General features: G+C 72.5%; 17 protein-coding genes. 8 read left to right on the top strand and 9 right to left on the bottom strand.

The genetic code is table 11. The features are described from left to right. Positions 1-5 precede the first annotated feature (5 nt). From ACIPY5_RS04590 to ACIPY5_RS04605, 4 genes are read left to right on the top strand one after another with little or no spacing between them, the layout of a single operon-like run. Complete coding sequence (locus tag ACIPY5_RS04590) at positions 6-959, top strand: ABC transporter permease (protein ID WP_309340495.1); 954 nt, start codon at positions 6-8, stop codon at positions 957-959. After that, complete coding sequence (locus ACIPY5_RS04595; protein ID WP_400967221.1) at positions 956-1,864, top strand: ABC transporter permease; 909 nt, start codon at positions 956-958, stop codon at positions 1,862-1,864. The genes ACIPY5_RS04590 and ACIPY5_RS04595 overlap by 4 nt, the downstream gene beginning before the upstream one ends. Continuing rightward, positions 1,861-2,649, top strand: coding sequence for an ABC transporter ATP-binding protein (locus ACIPY5_RS04600; RefSeq protein ID WP_400967223.1), 789 nt, complete (start codon positions 1,861-1,863; stop codon positions 2,647-2,649). Before ACIPY5_RS04595 ends, ACIPY5_RS04600 begins: the two co-directional genes overlap by 4 nt. Then, the gene (locus ACIPY5_RS04605) at positions 2,646-3,440 is read left to right on the top strand and encodes an ABC transporter ATP-binding protein (RefSeq protein ID WP_400967226.1); all 795 of its coding nucleotides are present in this window, start codon (positions 2,646-2,648) and stop codon (positions 3,438-3,440) included. The genes ACIPY5_RS04600 and ACIPY5_RS04605 overlap by 4 nt, the downstream gene beginning before the upstream one ends. 10 nt (positions 3,441-3,450) lie before the next feature. On the opposite strand, the gene ACIPY5_RS04610 is transcribed toward ACIPY5_RS04605, so the two are convergent. Genes ACIPY5_RS04610 through ACIPY5_RS04625 form a run of 4 tightly spaced genes read right to left on the bottom strand, consistent with a single transcriptional unit; the run spans position 3,451 to position 6,222 of the window. After that, on the bottom strand, positions 3,451-4,002 hold the full coding sequence (locus ACIPY5_RS04610) for an N-acetyltransferase family protein (protein ID WP_309340501.1): 552 nt from the start codon (positions 4,000-4,002) through the stop codon (positions 3,451-3,453). Continuing rightward, positions 3,999-4,688: a uracil-DNA glycosylase gene (locus ACIPY5_RS04615; protein WP_400967230.1), complete on the bottom strand. Its 690-nt coding sequence runs from the start codon at positions 4,686-4,688 to the stop codon at positions 3,999-4,001. Before ACIPY5_RS04615 ends, ACIPY5_RS04610 begins: the two co-directional genes overlap by 4 nt. Next, positions 4,688-5,407: a Type 1 glutamine amidotransferase-like domain-containing protein gene (locus tag ACIPY5_RS04620; protein WP_309340505.1), complete on the bottom strand. Its 720-nt coding sequence runs from the start codon at positions 5,405-5,407 to the stop codon at positions 4,688-4,690. The genes ACIPY5_RS04615 and ACIPY5_RS04620 overlap by 1 nt, the downstream gene beginning before the upstream one ends. Positions 5,408-5,409: 2 nt before the next feature. Next, positions 5,410-6,222 carry an SDR family oxidoreductase gene (locus ACIPY5_RS04625; protein ID WP_400967234.1) on the bottom strand — a complete coding sequence of 271 codons (813 nt, stop codon included), beginning with the start codon at positions 6,220-6,222 and terminating at the stop codon, positions 5,410-5,412. 239 nt (positions 6,223-6,461) lie between these two features. Between ACIPY5_RS04625 and ACIPY5_RS04630 the strand changes: the two genes are divergently transcribed. The 3 genes from ACIPY5_RS04630 (at position 6,462) to ACIPY5_RS04640 (ending at position 10,530) form a co-directional block, all read left to right on the top strand. Then, positions 6,462-7,784, top strand: coding sequence for a bifunctional o-acetylhomoserine/o-acetylserine sulfhydrylase (locus ACIPY5_RS04630; protein ID WP_309340509.1), 1,323 nt, complete (start codon positions 6,462-6,464; stop codon positions 7,782-7,784). A gap of 286 nt (positions 7,785-8,070) precedes the next feature. Beyond that, positions 8,071-9,051 carry a hypothetical protein gene (locus tag ACIPY5_RS04635; protein WP_400967238.1) on the top strand — a complete coding sequence of 327 codons (981 nt, stop codon included), beginning with the start codon at positions 8,071-8,073 and terminating at the stop codon, positions 9,049-9,051. Between the two features lie 270 nt (positions 9,052-9,321). Continuing rightward, positions 9,322-10,530, top strand: coding sequence for a homoserine O-acetyltransferase (locus tag ACIPY5_RS04640; RefSeq protein WP_400967241.1), 1,209 nt, complete (start codon positions 9,322-9,324; stop codon positions 10,528-10,530). A gap of 78 nt (positions 10,531-10,608) precedes the next feature. Here ACIPY5_RS04640 and ACIPY5_RS04645 read toward each other — a convergent pair whose 3' ends face one another. The 5 genes from ACIPY5_RS04645 to ACIPY5_RS04665 are packed head-to-tail and all read right to left on the bottom strand — an operon-like array spanning position 10,609 to position 15,253. Then, a complete protein-coding gene (locus tag ACIPY5_RS04645; protein ID WP_309340515.1) occupies positions 10,609-11,262 on the bottom strand; it encodes an NUDIX hydrolase in 654 nt (217 codons plus the stop codon). 60 nt (positions 11,263-11,322) lie between these two features. Beyond that, the gene (locus ACIPY5_RS04650) at positions 11,323-12,564 is read right to left on the bottom strand and encodes an MFS transporter (protein WP_400967245.1); all 1,242 of its coding nucleotides are present in this window, start codon (positions 12,562-12,564) and stop codon (positions 11,323-11,325) included. 9 nt (positions 12,565-12,573) lie between these two features. Further along, positions 12,574-12,906 (bottom strand): thiamine-binding protein, encoded by a 333-nt coding sequence (locus ACIPY5_RS04655; protein WP_309340520.1) that lies wholly within the window; start codon positions 12,904-12,906, stop codon positions 12,574-12,576. After that, entirely contained in the window at positions 12,906-14,267 is a 1,362-nt protein-coding gene (locus tag ACIPY5_RS04660; RefSeq protein WP_400967250.1) for a hypothetical protein, read from the bottom strand. The genes ACIPY5_RS04655 and ACIPY5_RS04660 overlap by 1 nt, the downstream gene beginning before the upstream one ends. Next, complete coding sequence (locus ACIPY5_RS04665; RefSeq protein WP_400967253.1) at positions 14,264-15,253, bottom strand: NAD(P)H-hydrate dehydratase; 990 nt, start codon at positions 15,251-15,253, stop codon at positions 14,264-14,266. The genes ACIPY5_RS04660 and ACIPY5_RS04665 overlap by 4 nt, the downstream gene beginning before the upstream one ends. A 107-nt stretch (positions 15,254-15,360) precedes the next feature. Between ACIPY5_RS04665 and ACIPY5_RS04670 the strand changes: the two genes are divergently transcribed. Next, entirely contained in the window at positions 15,361-16,428 is a 1,068-nt protein-coding gene (locus ACIPY5_RS04670) for an NADH:flavin oxidoreductase/NADH oxidase (protein WP_400967256.1), read from the top strand. Positions 16,429-16,532 lie beyond the last annotated feature (104 nt).

Below are 16,532 nucleotides of genomic sequence, written 5' to 3' on the forward strand. Positions count from 1 at the left end.
GCTCTGTGCTCCGCTATGCGCTCACTCGAGGAGCCCTGCTCATCGCAGGGCTCCTCGTCGCGAGCGCGCTGATCTTCCTCGCCCTCCGGGTCTTCCCCGGCGACGTGGCGCAGCTCCTCGCGGGAGACAAGGCGACGCCGGCCCAGGTCGACGCGATCCGCAAGGCCCTCGGGCTGGATCAGCCGCTCGTGCTGCAGTACCTGGGCTGGATCGGGGGCGTGCTGCACGGCGACCTCGGCACGTCGCAGCTGAACGGGGCGTCGGTCGCCGCCGAGCTCGCGCAGAAGGCCCAGGTGACGGTGCCGCTCGCGACGCTGTCGCTGCTCGTCGCGCTGGTGATCGCGGTGCCCCTGGGCATCGCCTCCGCCATGCTGCGGGGGCGGGCCGCCGGAACGGCGCTGAACACCGCGGCGCAGGCGGTCGCCGCCGTCCCCGTCGTGTGGGCGGGCATGATGCTCGTCGTCGTGTTCGCGGTGTGGCTGGGCTGGCTGCCGGCGCAGGGGTTCCCCCGCGGAGGATGGGCGGATCCGGGCGCGGCGCTGCAATCGCTGGTCCTCCCCGCACTCACGATCGGCGCGATCGAGGGGGCGCTGCTGCTGCGCTTCGTGCGCAGCGCGACCCTGCAGGCGGCGTCTCAGGACTTCGTGCGCACGGCCGCCGCGAAGGGGCTCACCCGCAACCGCGCCCTGATCCAGCACGGGCTCCCGGCCGTCGGCCTCTCGATCATCACCGTCCTCGGCATCCAGGTCGCCGGGATCATCGTCGGATCCGTGGTCGTCGAGCAGCTCTTCACGCTGCCGGGGATCGGGCGCATGCTCGTCGCCGACGTCGGCACGCGCGACCTCGTGAAGGTGCAGGGCGAGCTACTCGTGCTCACGGGCATGGTGCTCATCATCGGCTTCGTCGTCGACCTCGTGCACCGCGCGCTCGACCCCCGGCAGCGGGAGGCGGACGAATGAGCCCCTCCCCGCGCCGGGCGAATGCGCTGCGCCGCCTGCTCTCCTCCGCTTCGGGCCTGTTCGGGCTGATCGTCGTGGCCGTGATCCTCGTCACCGCCGCGGTGTCCCTCTTCTGGACGCCGTTCGACCCCCGGGCCACGGACGTCGCGTCGCGCTGGCTCACCCCCGGCTGGCCGCACCTGCTCGGCACGGACCTGACCGGACGGGACATCCTGAGCCTCATCATGGCCGGATCCAGGACGACCGTGCTCGTGGCGGTCGGCGCGGGCGTCATCGCGACGCTGATCGGGCTCGCGCTCGGCGCTCTCGGCGCCCTCACCGCGCGCTGGGTGCGCGAGACCGTGGCCGTGCTCGTCGACGTCCTCATCGCCTTCCCCGTGCTCATCATCGCCATGCTCATCTCCACCGTGCAGGGCGGATCCCTCTGGGTCGTGGTGTGGGCGGTGGGCATCGGATTCGGCGTGAACGTCGCCAGGGTCACCCGTCCCGAGCTGCGCCGCGTGCAGCACAGCGACTTCGTCATCGCGGGGAAGGCGTCGGGGCTCAGCCCGCTGCAGAACCTCGTGCAGCATCTGCTGCCCAACATCGCCCCTGTGTTCATCGTCCAGCTGAGCTGGGCCATGGCGACGGCCGTCCTCGCCGAGGCCGGCCTGTCCTACCTCGGCTTCGGCGCGTCGGTCGTCGATCCTTCCTGGGGCGTCCTGCTGGCCGACCTGCAGCGCTACATCCAGATCCACCCACTCACCGTGGTGTGGCCGGGGCTCGCGATCACGATCACCGTGCTGGCGTTCAACCTGCTCGGCGATGCGCTGCGCGATGCGACGGATCCCACGCTGCGCACCGGACGGCGTCCGGCGGGCCGTACTCGCGCCGGACAGCCCCGCCTCCCGGAGGTGACCGCATGACGCTCGAGGTGACCGACCTCGTGATCGAGATCGATGGCCGCAGGGTCGTCGACGGCGTCTCCTTCACCGTGCCCGACGGCGCCAGGGTCGGCCTCATCGGCGAGTCCGGATCCGGCAAGTCGCTCACGGCGCTCGCGCTCATGGGGCTGCTGCCCGACGGCGCCTCGGCCTCGGGAAGCGTGCGCTGGAACGGTCGCGAGATCCTCGACCTGCCCGACCGCGAACTCGCGGAGATCCGCGGCGACGAGATCGGCATGGTCTTCCAGGAGCCGCGGACGGCGCTCAACCCGATCCGCACGATCGGCCGCCAGATCGCCGAGACCATCCGGATCCACGAGCGCATCGATCGCCGCGCCGCCCGCGTCCGCGCCGTCGCCGAGGCCGCGCGCGTGGCGCTGCCGGATCCCGAGCGCATCGTGGACCGCTACCCGCATCAGCTGAGCGGCGGGCAGCGTCAGCGCGCGGCGATCGCGATCGCCCTCGCCGCGCGCCCCCGCCTGCTCATCGCGGACGAGCCCACCACGGCCCTCGACGTCACGATCCAGGCGGGAGTGCTGACGCTCCTGCTCTCGCTCGTGGAATCGGACGGGATGTCGCTCGTGTTCATCACGCACGACCTCGCCGTGCTCGCGCAGGTCGCCACGCACGCCGTGGTGCTCGCCGAGGGCCGTGTGGTCGAGGCCGGCCCTCTCGAGAGGCTGCTGACCACGCCGACGTCGCCGATCACGCAGGGGCTGCTGCGCGACGCGACCGCGACCCTGTGGCGCGGGGAGGACGAGGGATGACCGCGAACCCGCTGATCCGTGCCCGCGGCCTGCGCCGGGAGTACCTCGCGGCCCGGAAGGAGCCGTTCGCCCGGCGCGCCCGCACCGTCGCGCTGGACGATGTGGACCTCGATGTGACGGCCGGCCGCGCGCTCGGCATCATCGGCGAATCCGGATCCGGCAAGTCCACCCTGATCCGGCTGCTGCTGGGGCTCGACCGCCCGACCGCGGGGACCGTCCACATCGACGGACGGCCGGTCGACGCGACGGCCTCCGCCCGGGCGCTGCACTGGCTGCGCCGCGAAACGGGCCTCGTCTTCCAGGATCCCTACGCCTCGCTGGATCCCCGGCAGTCGGTCGGACGGATCGTGTCGGAGCCCCTGCGCGCGCTGCACATCGACGTCGATCACCGCGCCAGGGTCGCCGAGGTGCTCGCCCAGGTCGGCCTCGACCCCGAGGCGGCGTCGCGCTACCCGCACGAGTTCTCCGGCGGTCAGCGTCAGCGCGTGGCGCTGGCCAGGGCGATCGCGCACCGTCCCAGGATCCTCATCGGCGACGAGCCGCTGTCGGCGCTCGACGTCACCGTGCGCGCGCAGATCCTTGACCTGCTGCGAGCGCTCAGCCGTGACGGCATGACGCTCGTGCTCGTCTCGCACGACATCGGCGTGGTGCAGAACCTGTGCGAGGACGTCGCCGTGATGAAGGACGGCACGATCGTCGAGCACGGTCCCACCGCACGCGTCCTGCACCGCCCGGAGCAGGACTACACGAAGCGGCTGCTCGCGGCGATCCCGGTCATCCCCGGGCGCTGAGCATCGCGCCCTACAGCGACTTCTGCAGGAACAGCACGTCCAGGGTGCGGCCGAACTTCACGCCGACGCCCTTCAGGTGCCCGGCGTCCACGAAGCCGTACCGGCGGTGCAGGGCGATCGATGCCGCAGCCGCCGTGGGCTCGATGACCGCGATGAGCTCATGCAGTCCCGCCTTCGCCGACGCGTCCAGCAACGCCTCCAGGAGCGCTTTCCCGAGCCCGCGTCCCGCGGCGTCCGGGCTCAGGTAGATCGTGTTCTCCGCGCTGAACCGGTAGGCCGACTTCGCGCGCCAGTGCTGCGCGTACGCGAATCCCAGCACAGCGCCGCCGGCGTCCTCCGCGACGAGGAACGGCAGCCCCGTCGTCGCGAGCAGCTCCTGCTTGTGCTCCCAGACCGCGAGGTCCGTCTCCTCCTCATCGAAGGTCACGGTGCTCGTGCGGACGTAGTGGTTGTAGATGTCCCGGATCGCGGCGAGGTCCTCCACCGCCGCAGGGCGGATCCGCGCCGCCTGCGCCGCATCGGCCGCGGCCCCGGGCTGCGGAACGGTCGGGGTGTCGCTCATGCGATCCTCCAGTCGACGGGCGCGGCGCCCTGCTCCTCGAGCAGCGCGTTGACACGGGAGAACGGCCGGGATCCGAAGAACCCGCGGCTCGCCGAGAGCGGCGAGGGGTGCGCGGAGGCGACGATCGGAGTCGCGCCGAGCATCGGCCGCAGGCCCTCCGCGTCGCGGCCCCACAGCACCGCGACGAGCGGGACGTCCCGCGCGACGAGAGCACGGATCGCGAGCTCGGTGACCTTCTCCCAGCCCCAGCCGCGATGCGAAGCCGGTGTGCCGGGGCGCACCGTGAGCACCCTGTTCAGCAGCATGACGCCCTGGTCGCTCCACGCCGAGAGGTCGCCGTGCGGCGCGGGCGCGATGCCGAGGTCGGTCTCGAGCTCGCGGTAGATGTTGCCGAGGCTGCGCGGCAGCGGGCGCACGGCCCTGTCCACCGCGAAGGACAGCCCGATCGGATGGCCGGGCGTGGGATAGGGATCCTGTCCGACGATGAGCACCTTGACGTCGGCGAGCGGGCGGGAGAACGCACGAAGCACGTTCTCCCCGGCCGGCAGATAGCCCCGGCCGGCCGCCGTCTCCGCACGCAACCGGTCGCCGAGCTCCGCGACGAGCGGAGCGACGGGGGCGAGCGCCTCGGCCCAGCCCGTATCGAGCTTCCCGTCCGCGGCGAGCTCCGCGAGCGACTTCGGCATCAGAGCGCCGCCCGGTCGCTCGAGACCGTCACGCCCTCGGATCCGGCGAACACGCGCCAGACGCTGCCCTCGCCGGCGATGCGCAGACCCTCGGCGTCCGCGATGAGCACCGTGCTCTCGTCGATCCCGAGCCCGCCGTCGATCGCACCCGACTCGGTCGCGGCGATCAGGCGGCTGAGCGTGCCCCACTGCGCGACGTGCACGTCGATCGCGACGTCGACCAGGCCGATCCCGGAGACGACCGTGATCTCGTCGAGGTCCTCCGCGGTCTCCTCGGGGGCGATCGCGACCTCGCCGATCCGCCAGCCGCCGAGGATCGCGCGCTCGGCGGCGATCATGGCGCCGGCCGAGAACCCGAGATAGGGGGTTCCCGCCTGCACCGCGGTGCGGATGACGTCGTACCCGCCCTCGAGGGCGGAGTGGTAGGCCGGGGTCAGGCCCCCGCCGATGACGATCGCGTCGACGCCCTCGAACACGCCGGGATCCACGACGTCGCTCAGCCCCACGGTCACGATCGTGGCATCGATGGGCGTCGCCCCGTCCGCGGTGAGCGCGTCGAGGAGGTCGCCGGCATGCTTCGTCGACGCATCCTCCCGCACGGTCACCACCACGACAGACGGCCGGTCGCGGCCCGCTGCCGCGGCGAGCGCCGTCGCCTCCGCCGTGAACGGGGCGTATGCGGCGCGGCCGAACCCGCCGCCGACCAGGTGCACACCCACGGTCAGTCCTCTCCTCGGGGCCGCAGCGGCCCTCGTGCGAGCAGGTGCGCGGCGGCCTGCGCCACGGGGCGGATCACGACGAGGTCGAGGTTCACGTGCCCCGGCGCGTTCAGGGCGTAGGCGATCACGTCGGCGACGTCCGCCGCGACCAGCGGCGCCTCGACGCCCGCGTAGACCGCTTCGGCGGCGACCGCGTCCCCGCCGAGACGGCGCAGGGTGAACTCCTCGGTGTGCACGAGGCCGGGCGCGATCTCGGTCACCCGGATCGGCTCCCCGTTGAGCTCCTGGCGCAGCACCTGCGGGATCATCGACTCCGCCGCCTTCGCCGCGTTGTACCCGGATCCGCCCGGGTAGGACTGACGTGCGGCGGTCGAGGTGAGGAACAGCAGGTCGGCGTGGCCGCCGCCTCCCGCCGCGGCGCGCAGTTGCGGCAGCAGCGCCGCCGTGAGCTGCTGCACGGCGAGCACGTTCGCCTCGAACATCCACCGCCACTTCTCCACGGATCCGTCTTCGACCCGCTCCGTGCCGCGGGCTCCGCCCGCGACGTGCACGACCGCGTGCAGCGGACCGGTCTCCGCGAGGTGCGCGGCGAGCCCCGCGATCTGGTCGGCGTCCGTGAGGTCTGCCGCATACGCGGTGGATCCGGTCTCCGCGGCGAGCGCCTGCAGACGGTCCTCGCGACGGGCCACGCCCACGACGTCCCAGCCGCTCACCCGCAGCGCCCGCACGGTCGCCTCGCCGATCCCGGTGCTCGCGCCGGTCACGACCGCGCGTCTGCTGTTGTGGGGGCCGTCGTTCATCACGCTGTTCGCCATACCACAACGCTACGGGATCCGCCCGCGGGCTTCGACGAGGAACCGCGCCCGATCGCCCCGGCCGATCCGCGTGATTCCGCGACCCTGGCGTGTTACGTCACATTTCTCGCGCCTTGTTGACAGCACCCGCCTGTTCGTACTCTCGATGCAACGCCGCCGGTCCTCGCACCCGTCGAGGATCCACGGCTCCCCTGCCCTGCGACTCGGTTCCGGCGTCGCGCATCCATGAAGGAGACATCATGACCGCTGCGGAGAACTGGCGCTTCGAGACCAAGCAGATCCACTCCGGCGCCGCGCCCGACCCCGTGACGAAGGCTCGCGCGACGCCGATCTACCAGACCACGTCGTACGTGTTCGACAACGCGGACCACGCGGCGAACCTGTTCGCGCTGGCCGAGTTCGGCAACATCTACACCCGGATCCAGAACCCGACGCAGGACGTGCTCGAGCAGCGCCTCGCTGCGCTCGAGGGCGGCACCGGCGCTCTCGTGCTGTCCTCGGGGCAGGCCGCCTCGACGTTCGCGATCCTCAACATCGCCCAGGCCGGCGACCACTTCGTCTCGAGCTCCTCGATCTACGGCGGCACCTACAACCTCTTCAAGTACACGCTCGCCAAGCTCGGCATCGACGTCACGTTCGTCGAGAACCAGGACGACATCGAGGAGTGGCGCCGCGCGGTCCGCCCGAACACGAAGCTGTTCTTCGCGGAGACCATCGGCAACCCGCAGATCAACGTCCTCGACATCAAGGGCGTCGCCGACGCCGCTCACGAGGCCGGCGTGCCGCTCATCGTCGACAACACGATCGCGACCCCGTACCTGATCCGTCCGTTCGAGCACGGCGCGGACATCGTCGTGCACTCCGTCACCAAGTTCCTCGGCGGTCACGGCACCACGATCGGCGGCGCGATCATCGACGGCGGATCCTTCGCCTGGTCGCAGAACGTGGACAAGTTCCCCGGCCTCACCGAGCCGGACCCGTCCTACCACGGGGCGAGCTACACGGCCGCGGTCGGCGACGGCCTCGCCTACATCATCAAGGCCCGCGTGCAGCTGCTCCGCGACCTCGGCTCGGCGATCGCCCCGCAGAGCGCCTGGAACCTCATCCAGGGCATCGAGACGCTGTCGCTGCGCATCGAGCGCCACGTGCAGAACGCCCAGGACATCGCCGAGTGGCTGGACGCCCGCGACGACGTCGCCAGCGTGAACTACTCCGGCCTGCCCACCTCGCCCTGGTACGCGGCCGCGAACACCTACGCCCCCAAGGGCGTCGGCGCCGTGCTGTCGTTCGAGCTGAAGGGCGGCGTCGACGCCGGCCGCGAGTTCGTGAACAACCTGAGCCTGTTCAGCCACCTCGCCAACATCGGCGACGTGCGCTCGCTGGTCATCCACCCGGCCTCCACCACGCACGCCCAGCTCACCCCCGAGCAGCAGCTCACCGCGGGTGTCACCCCGGGCCTCGTGCGCCTCTCGGTGGGCCTCGAGAACATCGAGGACCTCAAGGCCGACCTCGATCAGGCCCTCATCGCGGCGCGCAAGGTCTCCGAGGCCGCCCGCGCCTGACCGGTCCCTGAGCGGGGGCGTCCCGGGTCTTCGGATCCAGGGCGCCCCCGCTCTCGTGTGTGCGCTGCGTGTGTTGCGTGCGCTCCTTCCTCGACGCCCCCTCTGAGCGTCCACGCCCCCTCTGAATTGCGAACACACGAGGGGGCGTGGGTGCTGCGAGGGGGCGTCGACGACAGGGTGGTGCGTGCGGAGGCGGTCGATCCGCACAGGCCGGCGTCCGGGCGGACTTCGCACCGATCACGGGGACGGCGTCCCGCCCGCGCACGCCGGCCGTCAGGCTACGCGGATGAAGACGACCATCGGACTCGCACAGGCGCGCGATCTGCTGCAGACGCGCGAGGAACTTCTGGACTCCGGCCGCACCGTGCGGGAGATCCGCGCGCTGGTCGCCGCCGGCCGGGTGATCCGCGTCCGGCGCGACCGCTACGTCGAAGCCGTCGCGCACGAGGGTCTCTGGGGCGAGGGGCGTCACCTCGTCGCCGTGGTGGCGGCCCATCTCAACGCGGATCCCCCGGGGCCGGTCTTCTGGGGACCGTCGGCGGCCGTCCTCCTCGGCCTCCCGCTGTACCGTCTCTCGCCGAACAGGGTGCACACGGTCATCCTCGGCGCGCGGCACGGGCGCACCCGCGCCGGCATTCTGCAGCACGGCGTCGGGCTCGACGAGGCGGACATCGTCGACATCGACGGGATCCGGTGCACCTCCCCCGAGCGCACCGTGCTCGACCTCGCCTGCACGACGTCGCCGGAAACGGCATTGTCGGCCGCGGACGCCGCACTGAGACGCGTCGCGGTCGAGGGACACCGCCAGGATCCCGACCGTGCGACGGACTGGCATCGACGGATGTCCCTGCGCGCGGCCGTCCGCACCCGCGGGATCCGCCGGGCGCGCGGGATCCTGGACTTCGCGGACGGCCGCGCTCAACTGCCGGGAGAGAGCATCAGCCGACTGCAGCTGCACCGCATCGGTTTCACCGGCGTCGAGCTTCAGCCCCACGTGGTCGGATCCGAGGGTGACGAGTACTGGATCGATTTCGGGTTCCCGCGCAACCGGGTCTTCGGCGAGTTCGACGGCCGGGGGAAGTACCTGGATCCGGAACTCCGCCGCACGCGCAACACCGAGGACGCGGTGCTCGCCGAGAAGCGCCGCGAAGACGACATCCGGGGCGTCACCGGATGGCGCTTCGCCCGCTGGGAGGACCGCCACATCCGCAGTCCCGAGGCGCTCTCGGCCCGGCTGCGGGCCTTCGGCGTCCGCCCGCCCGCCTGACGAATGCGTCGACGCCCCCTCTGAGCGTCCGCGCCCCCTCCGAAGTACGCACCGGCGAGGGGGCGTGGATACTGCGAGGGGGCGTCGACGCAACAGGCTCAACCACACGCCCGCCGCCCCCTCCTCCACCGCACCCCCACCACACCGCCCCCGCCCGCCACACCCACACCGCCACGCCCACCGCACCCGCACCCCGCCGCACCCGCACCCCGCCACCCGCGGATCCGTAACCTTCCGCGCGCACCCTTCCGTACCCGGGAGAATGGATCCATGGACTGGCAGACGACCTCGGAGGACACGGTGCCCTCGGCGCGCGTGTCGGAGGCGGACGCCCGCCTGCTGCGCGCCCGCCCGCCGTCCACCGGTGCGTGGCGCGACGGAGATCCCGCAGGCGACCGCCGGTTCGAGGCCTTCGGGCCGTTCCGCACCGAGGGCGGGGCCGAGCTGCCGCTGATCCGGCTCGCGTACGAGTCCTGGGGCGAGCTGAACGAGGCGCGCGACAACGCGATCCTGATCCTGCACGCGCTCACCGGCGACAGCCACGTCATCGGCGAGGCCGGCCGCGGGCACGCGACGAGCGGATGGTGGGGCGAGATCGTCGGCCCCGGCTGCGCGATCGACACCGACGAGTGGTTCGTGATCGCCCCGAACATGCTGGGCGGATGCCAGGGATCCACGGGTCCCGCGAGCATCGCCCCCGACGGCTACGAGTGGGCATCGCGCTTCCCGTACCTCACGATCCGCGACCAGGTCGCCGCCCAGGTGCTGCTCGCGGACGCGCTCGGCATCGAACGCTGGGGCGCCGTGATCGGCGGATCCATGGGCGGCATGCACGCCCTGGAGTGGGCCGTGGGCCATCCCGAGCGCGTCGAGCGGCTCGCGATCCTGTCCTCTCCCCCGGTCACGACCGCCGACCAGCTCGCCCTCAACTTCGTGCAGCTCGAGACGGTGCGGATGGATCCGCGCTTCGCGGGCGGCGAGTACTACGACGCGCCCGTCGGCGAGGGCCCTCACCGCGGCCTTGCGCTGGCCCGCCGCATGGCCCTGCTGAACTACCGCAGCCCGATCGAGCTGAACCAGCGGTTCCAGCGGTCCTGGCAGTCGGATGTGTCGCCGCTCGGTCAGGGCGGACGGTACGCGGTCGAGAGCTACCTCGACTTCCACGGCAACAAGTTCACCCGGCGATTCGACGCCAACAGCTACCTGACGCTCGTGGAGGCGATGAACTCGCACGACATCGGCCGCGACCGCGGCGGCGTCGAGGACGCGCTCAAGCGCGTCACGGCCACAACGCTCGTGCTAGGGATCGACACCGACCGGCTGTTCCCGGTGGACGGCCAGCACCGCATCGCCCGGGGCGTCCCGCACACGCTGGACGGGAACGAGGCCGTGGTGCTCGCGAGCGACTTCGGCCACGACGGATTCCTCATCGAGACCGACGAGGTCGGCCGGCACCTCGGACGCCTGCTCGCCTCCTGAGCGAACGCGCCCGCGCCGCACAGGCCAAGACCCCTCAGCCAAGCCGGCGAAGGCCAAGACGGCACAGGCCGAGACCGCTCAGACCCGCTCGTACCGCCAGACCGGCTTCTCCGCGATGAGCCTGTCTCGTGCGCCGGGTGCGCCCCCGGCGAGCTCGTCGCCGTCCCAGTAGAAGATCCTGCCGGTCTCCGTGCGCTCCATCCGCGTCCGGAAGACGGCGGGCTCGGGCACCCGCGCGAGCGCGAACGCCTCCTGCACGGTGGCCGCGCCGCGCAATCCGTGCAGCGTGCGCCAGGTCGGCGGCATGAGCGCGACCTCCCCGGCGTCGTTCGCCGCCAGGGCCGCCTCCGGCGCGAGCCATCGCGCCTCGACCACCTCGTCCTCCGCGGCGACCGCGCCGGTCCCCGGATCCGCCGCGAGGAAGAACCAGGTCCGCACGCGCTTCGGGATCCCCGCCGGCGGCACCCAGCAGGAGAGCAGCACGAGCCGCTCCAGGGCCAGCCCCACCTCCTCGGCGGTCTCGCGCAGAGCGGCGCGTCCGGCGTCCTCGCTCTCCTCGGCACCCGCGACGCGGTCGCCGGGTTCGAGCATTCCGCCGGGGAACACCCAGGCCCCCGCGAACGAGCCGCGATCCGGGCGCCTCATGAGCAGCGCCTCGAGACCGCGCGTCCCGTCGCGCAGGATCACCGCAGTGCCCGCGACGGGCAGGTCGTCGTCTTCGGCGGAGCTCATCCGCCCATGCTAGGACGCGCGGGGCGCGCCCGTCGCAGTGGATCCACGGCCGGAATCGGCTCAGACCAGGTCGCGCACCCGCACGGATCCGGTCTCGGTGTGGAAGCGGCGCTGCACGGCGTAGGAGACGACCGCGATCCCGAGGCCGACCACCGCCAGCCCCGCGCCCACCCAGGACGGCGCGGCGAAGCCCCAGCCCCACGCGATCACGAGTCCGCCGAGGAAGGCGCCCAGGCTGTTCCCGATGTTCAGCGCGGAATGGTTCAACGCCGCCGCGATCGACTGGTTATCGCCCGCGACCTCCATGAGCCGGGTCTGGATCGCCGGGCTCAGGATCGAGGAGAGCAGGGCCATGACGAACGAGAGCGGCACGAGCAGCCAGATCGAGAACGACAGGATCGCGAGCAGCACCAGCACCACGGACATCGCGCCGAGTCCCACGAGCAGCGTGAGCCGGAGGTTGCGGTCTCCGAGGTACCCGCCGAGCAGGTTGCCCACGGTCATTCCCAGGCCGAACACGACGAGCGTGACCGGGACCATCCACTGCGGCGCTCCGGCCCGCTCCGTCACGACGGGCGCGATGTAGCTGTACACGGCGAAGAAGCCGCCGAAGCCGATCGCGCCGGTCGCGAGAGCGAACCACACCTGCGGACGGCGGAACACGCGCAGCTCCGCGCGGAAGGTGCGGCCGGGGTCCCCCTCGTGCTCGGGCACGAAGAAGGCGATGCACACCGTGGCGAGCGCGAACACGATCGTCACGACGAGGAAGGCGCTGCGCCAGCCGACGTGCTGCCCGAGATAGGTCCCCGCCGGCACGCCGACCACGTTCGCGATCGTGAGGCCGGTCAGGATGAACGCCACGCCCTTGGCCCTCTTCCCGGGGCCGAGCACATCAGCGGCGACGAGCGCGCCGATCCCGAAGTAGGCGCCGTGCGGGAGCCCTGCGATGAAGCGCGCGATCCCGACCGTCTCGAAGGTCGGCAGCACCACGGCGAGACCGTTGCCGAGGGTGAGCGCGATCGCGAGGCCGATCATCACCCTGTGGCGCGGGAAGCGCGCGACGAGGCCCGCGATCGTGGGCGCGCCGAGCACGACGCCCAGCGCGTAGAGGGACACGAGGATGCCGGCGCGGCCGATCGCCTCATCGGGGTTCTGCGCCCAGAGCTCGGGCAGCAGATCCTGCGCGATGTTCGGGAGCAGGCCCATGGCGACGAACTCGGTCATGCCGATGCCGAAGCTGCCGATGGCGAGGGAGAGGAGCGCCCGCTTCGCCGCACCCCTCGAGAGGCTCGAGGGTTTCATCCGTCCAGCTTAGAGGCTGCCGGAGTCCTCGATCGCACGCTCGAGGCGGGCGATCTTGCCGTCGATCTCGCCCGTGTAACCGGGGCGGATGTCGGCCTTGAGCACGAGCGACACGCGGGATCCGAACGGCATGACGGCCTCGGTGGCGCGCTTGACGACGTCCATGACCGTGTCCCAGTCGGGACCCTCGATCTCGGTGAACATGCTCGTGGTGCGGTGCGCGAGCCCGGAGGCGCGGACCACAGCCACCGCGGCGGCGACGGCGTCGTGCACCGAGGCGTCCGCGCTCTCGGAGCGATCGGGGGCGGATCCGCTGGGGGCGACGGAGAAGGCGACGAGCATCAGGACCTCCGGGTTTCGGGGAGTTCGAGGGCGAGGGACGACGAGCGGCGCACCGGAGTGCGCACGATCGCACGGATCGCGACCACGCAGATCGCGACGACCATGATGTTGCGCGCGCTCAGCAGCGCGATCGGCAGGGCTTCGGCGGCCAGCAGGTGGTCGTACACGACGGGGTAGACCAGCTGGGTGAGCGCGTAGTCGACGAGCACGAGGATCGCGGGGATCCGCACCCTGGGGCCGTCGAGAAGGCACCAGAGCACGAGCGGGGCGAGCATCCACACCTGGAACTGCGGCGACCCCACCTTGTTGCACGCGATCAGGATCGCGACGAGGGCGAGCATGGTGGCCGGCAGCAGGCGTCGCGCCGAGGCGCCCGCGCGCAGCTTCCACAGGGCGAGCCCCGCCACCGCGAGCACGCCCACCACCATGAGCGGGGTGAGCAGCGCGGCGACGAGGTCGACGCCGGGGCCGGCGAGCTGGAAGGTCAGGATCTGACGGTCGTACTGGATGCGCGTCACGCCGATCTGGGTGAGCCACAGCAGCGGAGTCGCGCCGACCGCCTCGATCTGCAGCCCCCGCCCGCTCATCTGGCTGAGGAAGCCGAGCAGGTTCTTGGATCCGCCCAGCAGCACGAGCCCCAGCACGACGACGAACGTGACGATCGCGGCCGAGACGATCATGCGGACCCGGCCGCGCAGCAGCGCGAGGGCCGCGACGAACAGGGCGCCGGGCCAGATCTTGATCCACGCGCCGATCGTGAACAGGGCGCTCGCGACCGCCGGGCGGGAGAACAGCCACAGCCCGCCGATGATCGCGAGCGGCACGGTGATCGCGTCGATCCGGAACATCGCGATGGGGCCGAGCAGCACGAGCGCGACCATCCAGAGCAGGGCGGCGCCGCGGCGGATCCGGCTGCGGCGCGCACGGGCGCCGCGCAGCAGGAACGCGAATCCGACGGCGTCGAGCACCGTCACCAGGATCGACCAGGCGACGACGTAGCTCGCGGATCCGACGGCGTACGACCCCGGGAACAGCGGATGGATGAGCTGCGAGAGCCCCTGCGCGATGAGCATAGGCACGAGGGCGAGCTGCGGGTAGACCCAGCTCTCCGTGACGCCGACGATCGCACCGCCGCCGAGCGCGTTCCTCGCCCACGGCTCGTACACGAACACGGTGTCGCCCATGGGCAGCGCGGGCATCGTCCACCCGATCATCGCGACGTAGAGATGGGCGACGACGAAGGCCAGCCACAGCACGGTGAGCGGCACGCCCGCCCGGCGCAGCGCCGCGGACGTGCGCCGCGCGGCGGTTCCCCTGGTCGGTTCGGCACGGGTCGCGCCCGTCGGCTCGGCACCGCTCACGCGCGGCCCTCCTCTGTCTCTTCGTGGTGTTCGTCGAAGTCGCGATGTCGGTCGGGTTCGTCGTGCCCGCCCGCGGCGAGGACACGGGCGATCGCCGCGGGCAGGGCGTCCGCGACGTCGAGGGCCACGATCGGACGCGCTGAGCCGCCCGCGCCTTCGCCGCATGCCGCCTCCGTGCGGGACGCGATCCGCCCGGCCGTGCCGTGCAGCCACGCGGCCGAGGCCGCCAGCTCGGCGAGCGCGGTGGTCCCGCCCGCCGCACGGTCGGCCGCGACGATCGCGCCCAGCACGCCGCCCAGCACATCCCCGGTCCCGGCGGTCGCGAGCCAGGGCGTCCCGGCGCCGACGGCGATGGTGCCCGTGGCGTCGGCGACGAGGGTGGTGGCGCCCTTGAGCAGCACCGCGCCGTCCAGCGCGATGGCGGTCTCGCGTACCGCGTCGGCGCGCGCCGCAGGATCCCGCAGGACGTCGACGGAGAGCTCCGCGAGCCCCAGGGACGCCCGGAGCCGCAGGAACTCCCCCGCATGCGGGGTGGCGATCACCGGGGCGGCGGCCGCGGGGAGCAGATCCAGCGCGCCCGCATCCACGACCACGGGGGCCGAGCCGGCCAGCAGCGCCCGCAGCGCCGCGGTCTCGGAATCGGCGCGGGTCGACGCGTCGGTGCCGGACCCGATCACCCAGACCTCGGCGCGGACCGCATCCGCATCCGGTGCTGTCGTGACGGTCTCCGGGCGCCGCGCGAGCACGAGGTCCGCCGCTCGCCGGGGACCGACGTAGCGCACATAGCCGCAGCCGGCGCGCCAGGCGCCCTCGACCCCGAGGACCGCCGCGCCCGGATACGCGTCGGATCCGGTGCGCAGAGCCACCACACCGCGGCTGCGCTTGTCGTCGTGATCGCCCGGCACGCGCAGCAGGCGGCGGACGTCGCGACTCGTCCACACGCGGCGGCTCTGCGCGTCGAGCGCGCCGGCGGACGGAGAAGGCATGGGATCAAAGGTACTGGGCCGACGCTGTGCGCGCCGTCGCCGAGCGCTGCGGGGCGGATCCTGCTCCCGCGCGCCCGCACCCCCTCCGGGACGGGTAGCGTCGTCCCGTGAGCCTCCTGTTCTCCCCGCTGACCGTCCGCTCCCTCACCCTGCGCAACCGCCTGTGGGTCTCCCCGATGTGCATGTACAGCGCCGTCGACGGCGTGCCGCAGGAGTGGCACCACACGCATCTCGCCCAGTTCGCCTCGGGAGGCGCGGGACTGATCGTGGCCGAAGCCACCGCCGTCGTCGCGGAGGGCCGGATCAGCCCGCGCGACACGGGCCTGTGGAACGACGCGCAGCGCGACGCCTGGGCCCCGATCGTCGATGCCGCGCACGCGCGCGGCGCGCGGATCGGAGTTCAGCTCGCGCACGCCGGACGCAAGGCGTCGACCTGGTGGCCGTGGGCGCAGGAGCGCGGGTCCGTGCCCTCCGCCGAGGGCGGCTGGACGACCGTCGCCCCCTCGGCGATCCCGTTCGAGGGGTTCGCCGCGCCGGAGGCCCTGGACGAGGCCTGGATCGCCGGCGTCGTCGCCGCCTTCGCCGCGGCGGCGCGCCGCGCCATGGACGCCGGCTTCGACGTGCTGGAGATCCACGGCGCGCACGGCTACCTGCTGCACCAGTTCCTCTCGCCGCTCAGCAATCACCGCGAGGACGCGTACGGCGGCTCGCTCGAGAATCGTGCTCGCCTGCTGCTCGAGGTCACCGAGGCCGTGCGCCGGATCGCGGGCGACGAGATCCCCGTGTTCGTGCGCATCTCGGCCACAGACCACGCCCCCGGGGGCTTCACACCGGATGAGGCCACCACGGTCGCGGACTGGGCGATCGCGCGCGGCGCGGACCTCATCGACGTCTCGAGCGGCGGACTCGTCGCCCACCAGCGCATCGAGGTGCACCCGGGCTACCAGGTGCCGTTCGCCGCGGCCGTGCGGCAGGGCGGGCGGATCCGCTCCTCCGCCGTGGGACTGCTGACCAGCGGAGCCCAGGCCGAGGCCGTGCTGGCCGAGGGCGCCGCGGATGCGATCTTCGCCGGGCGGGAGTGGCTGCGCGACCCGCACTTCGCTCTGCGCGCCGCCCACGAGCTCGGCGACGAGATCGCCTGGCCCGATCAGTACCTGCGCGCCCGCTGGCGCTGAGAGTCCTTCGAGCGCAGCGCCCTTCGTCTCGCCTGCGGCTCGCTCAGGGACCGATCACAGAACGGTCCCTGGGCGAGCGCAGATCAGCGCCCGAAGCCGCGGCG

The organism is Microbacterium sp. NPDC089698 (genome assembly GCF_044749045.1).
Taxonomy (GTDB): Bacteria; Actinomycetota; Actinomycetes; order Actinomycetales; family Microbacteriaceae; genus Microbacterium.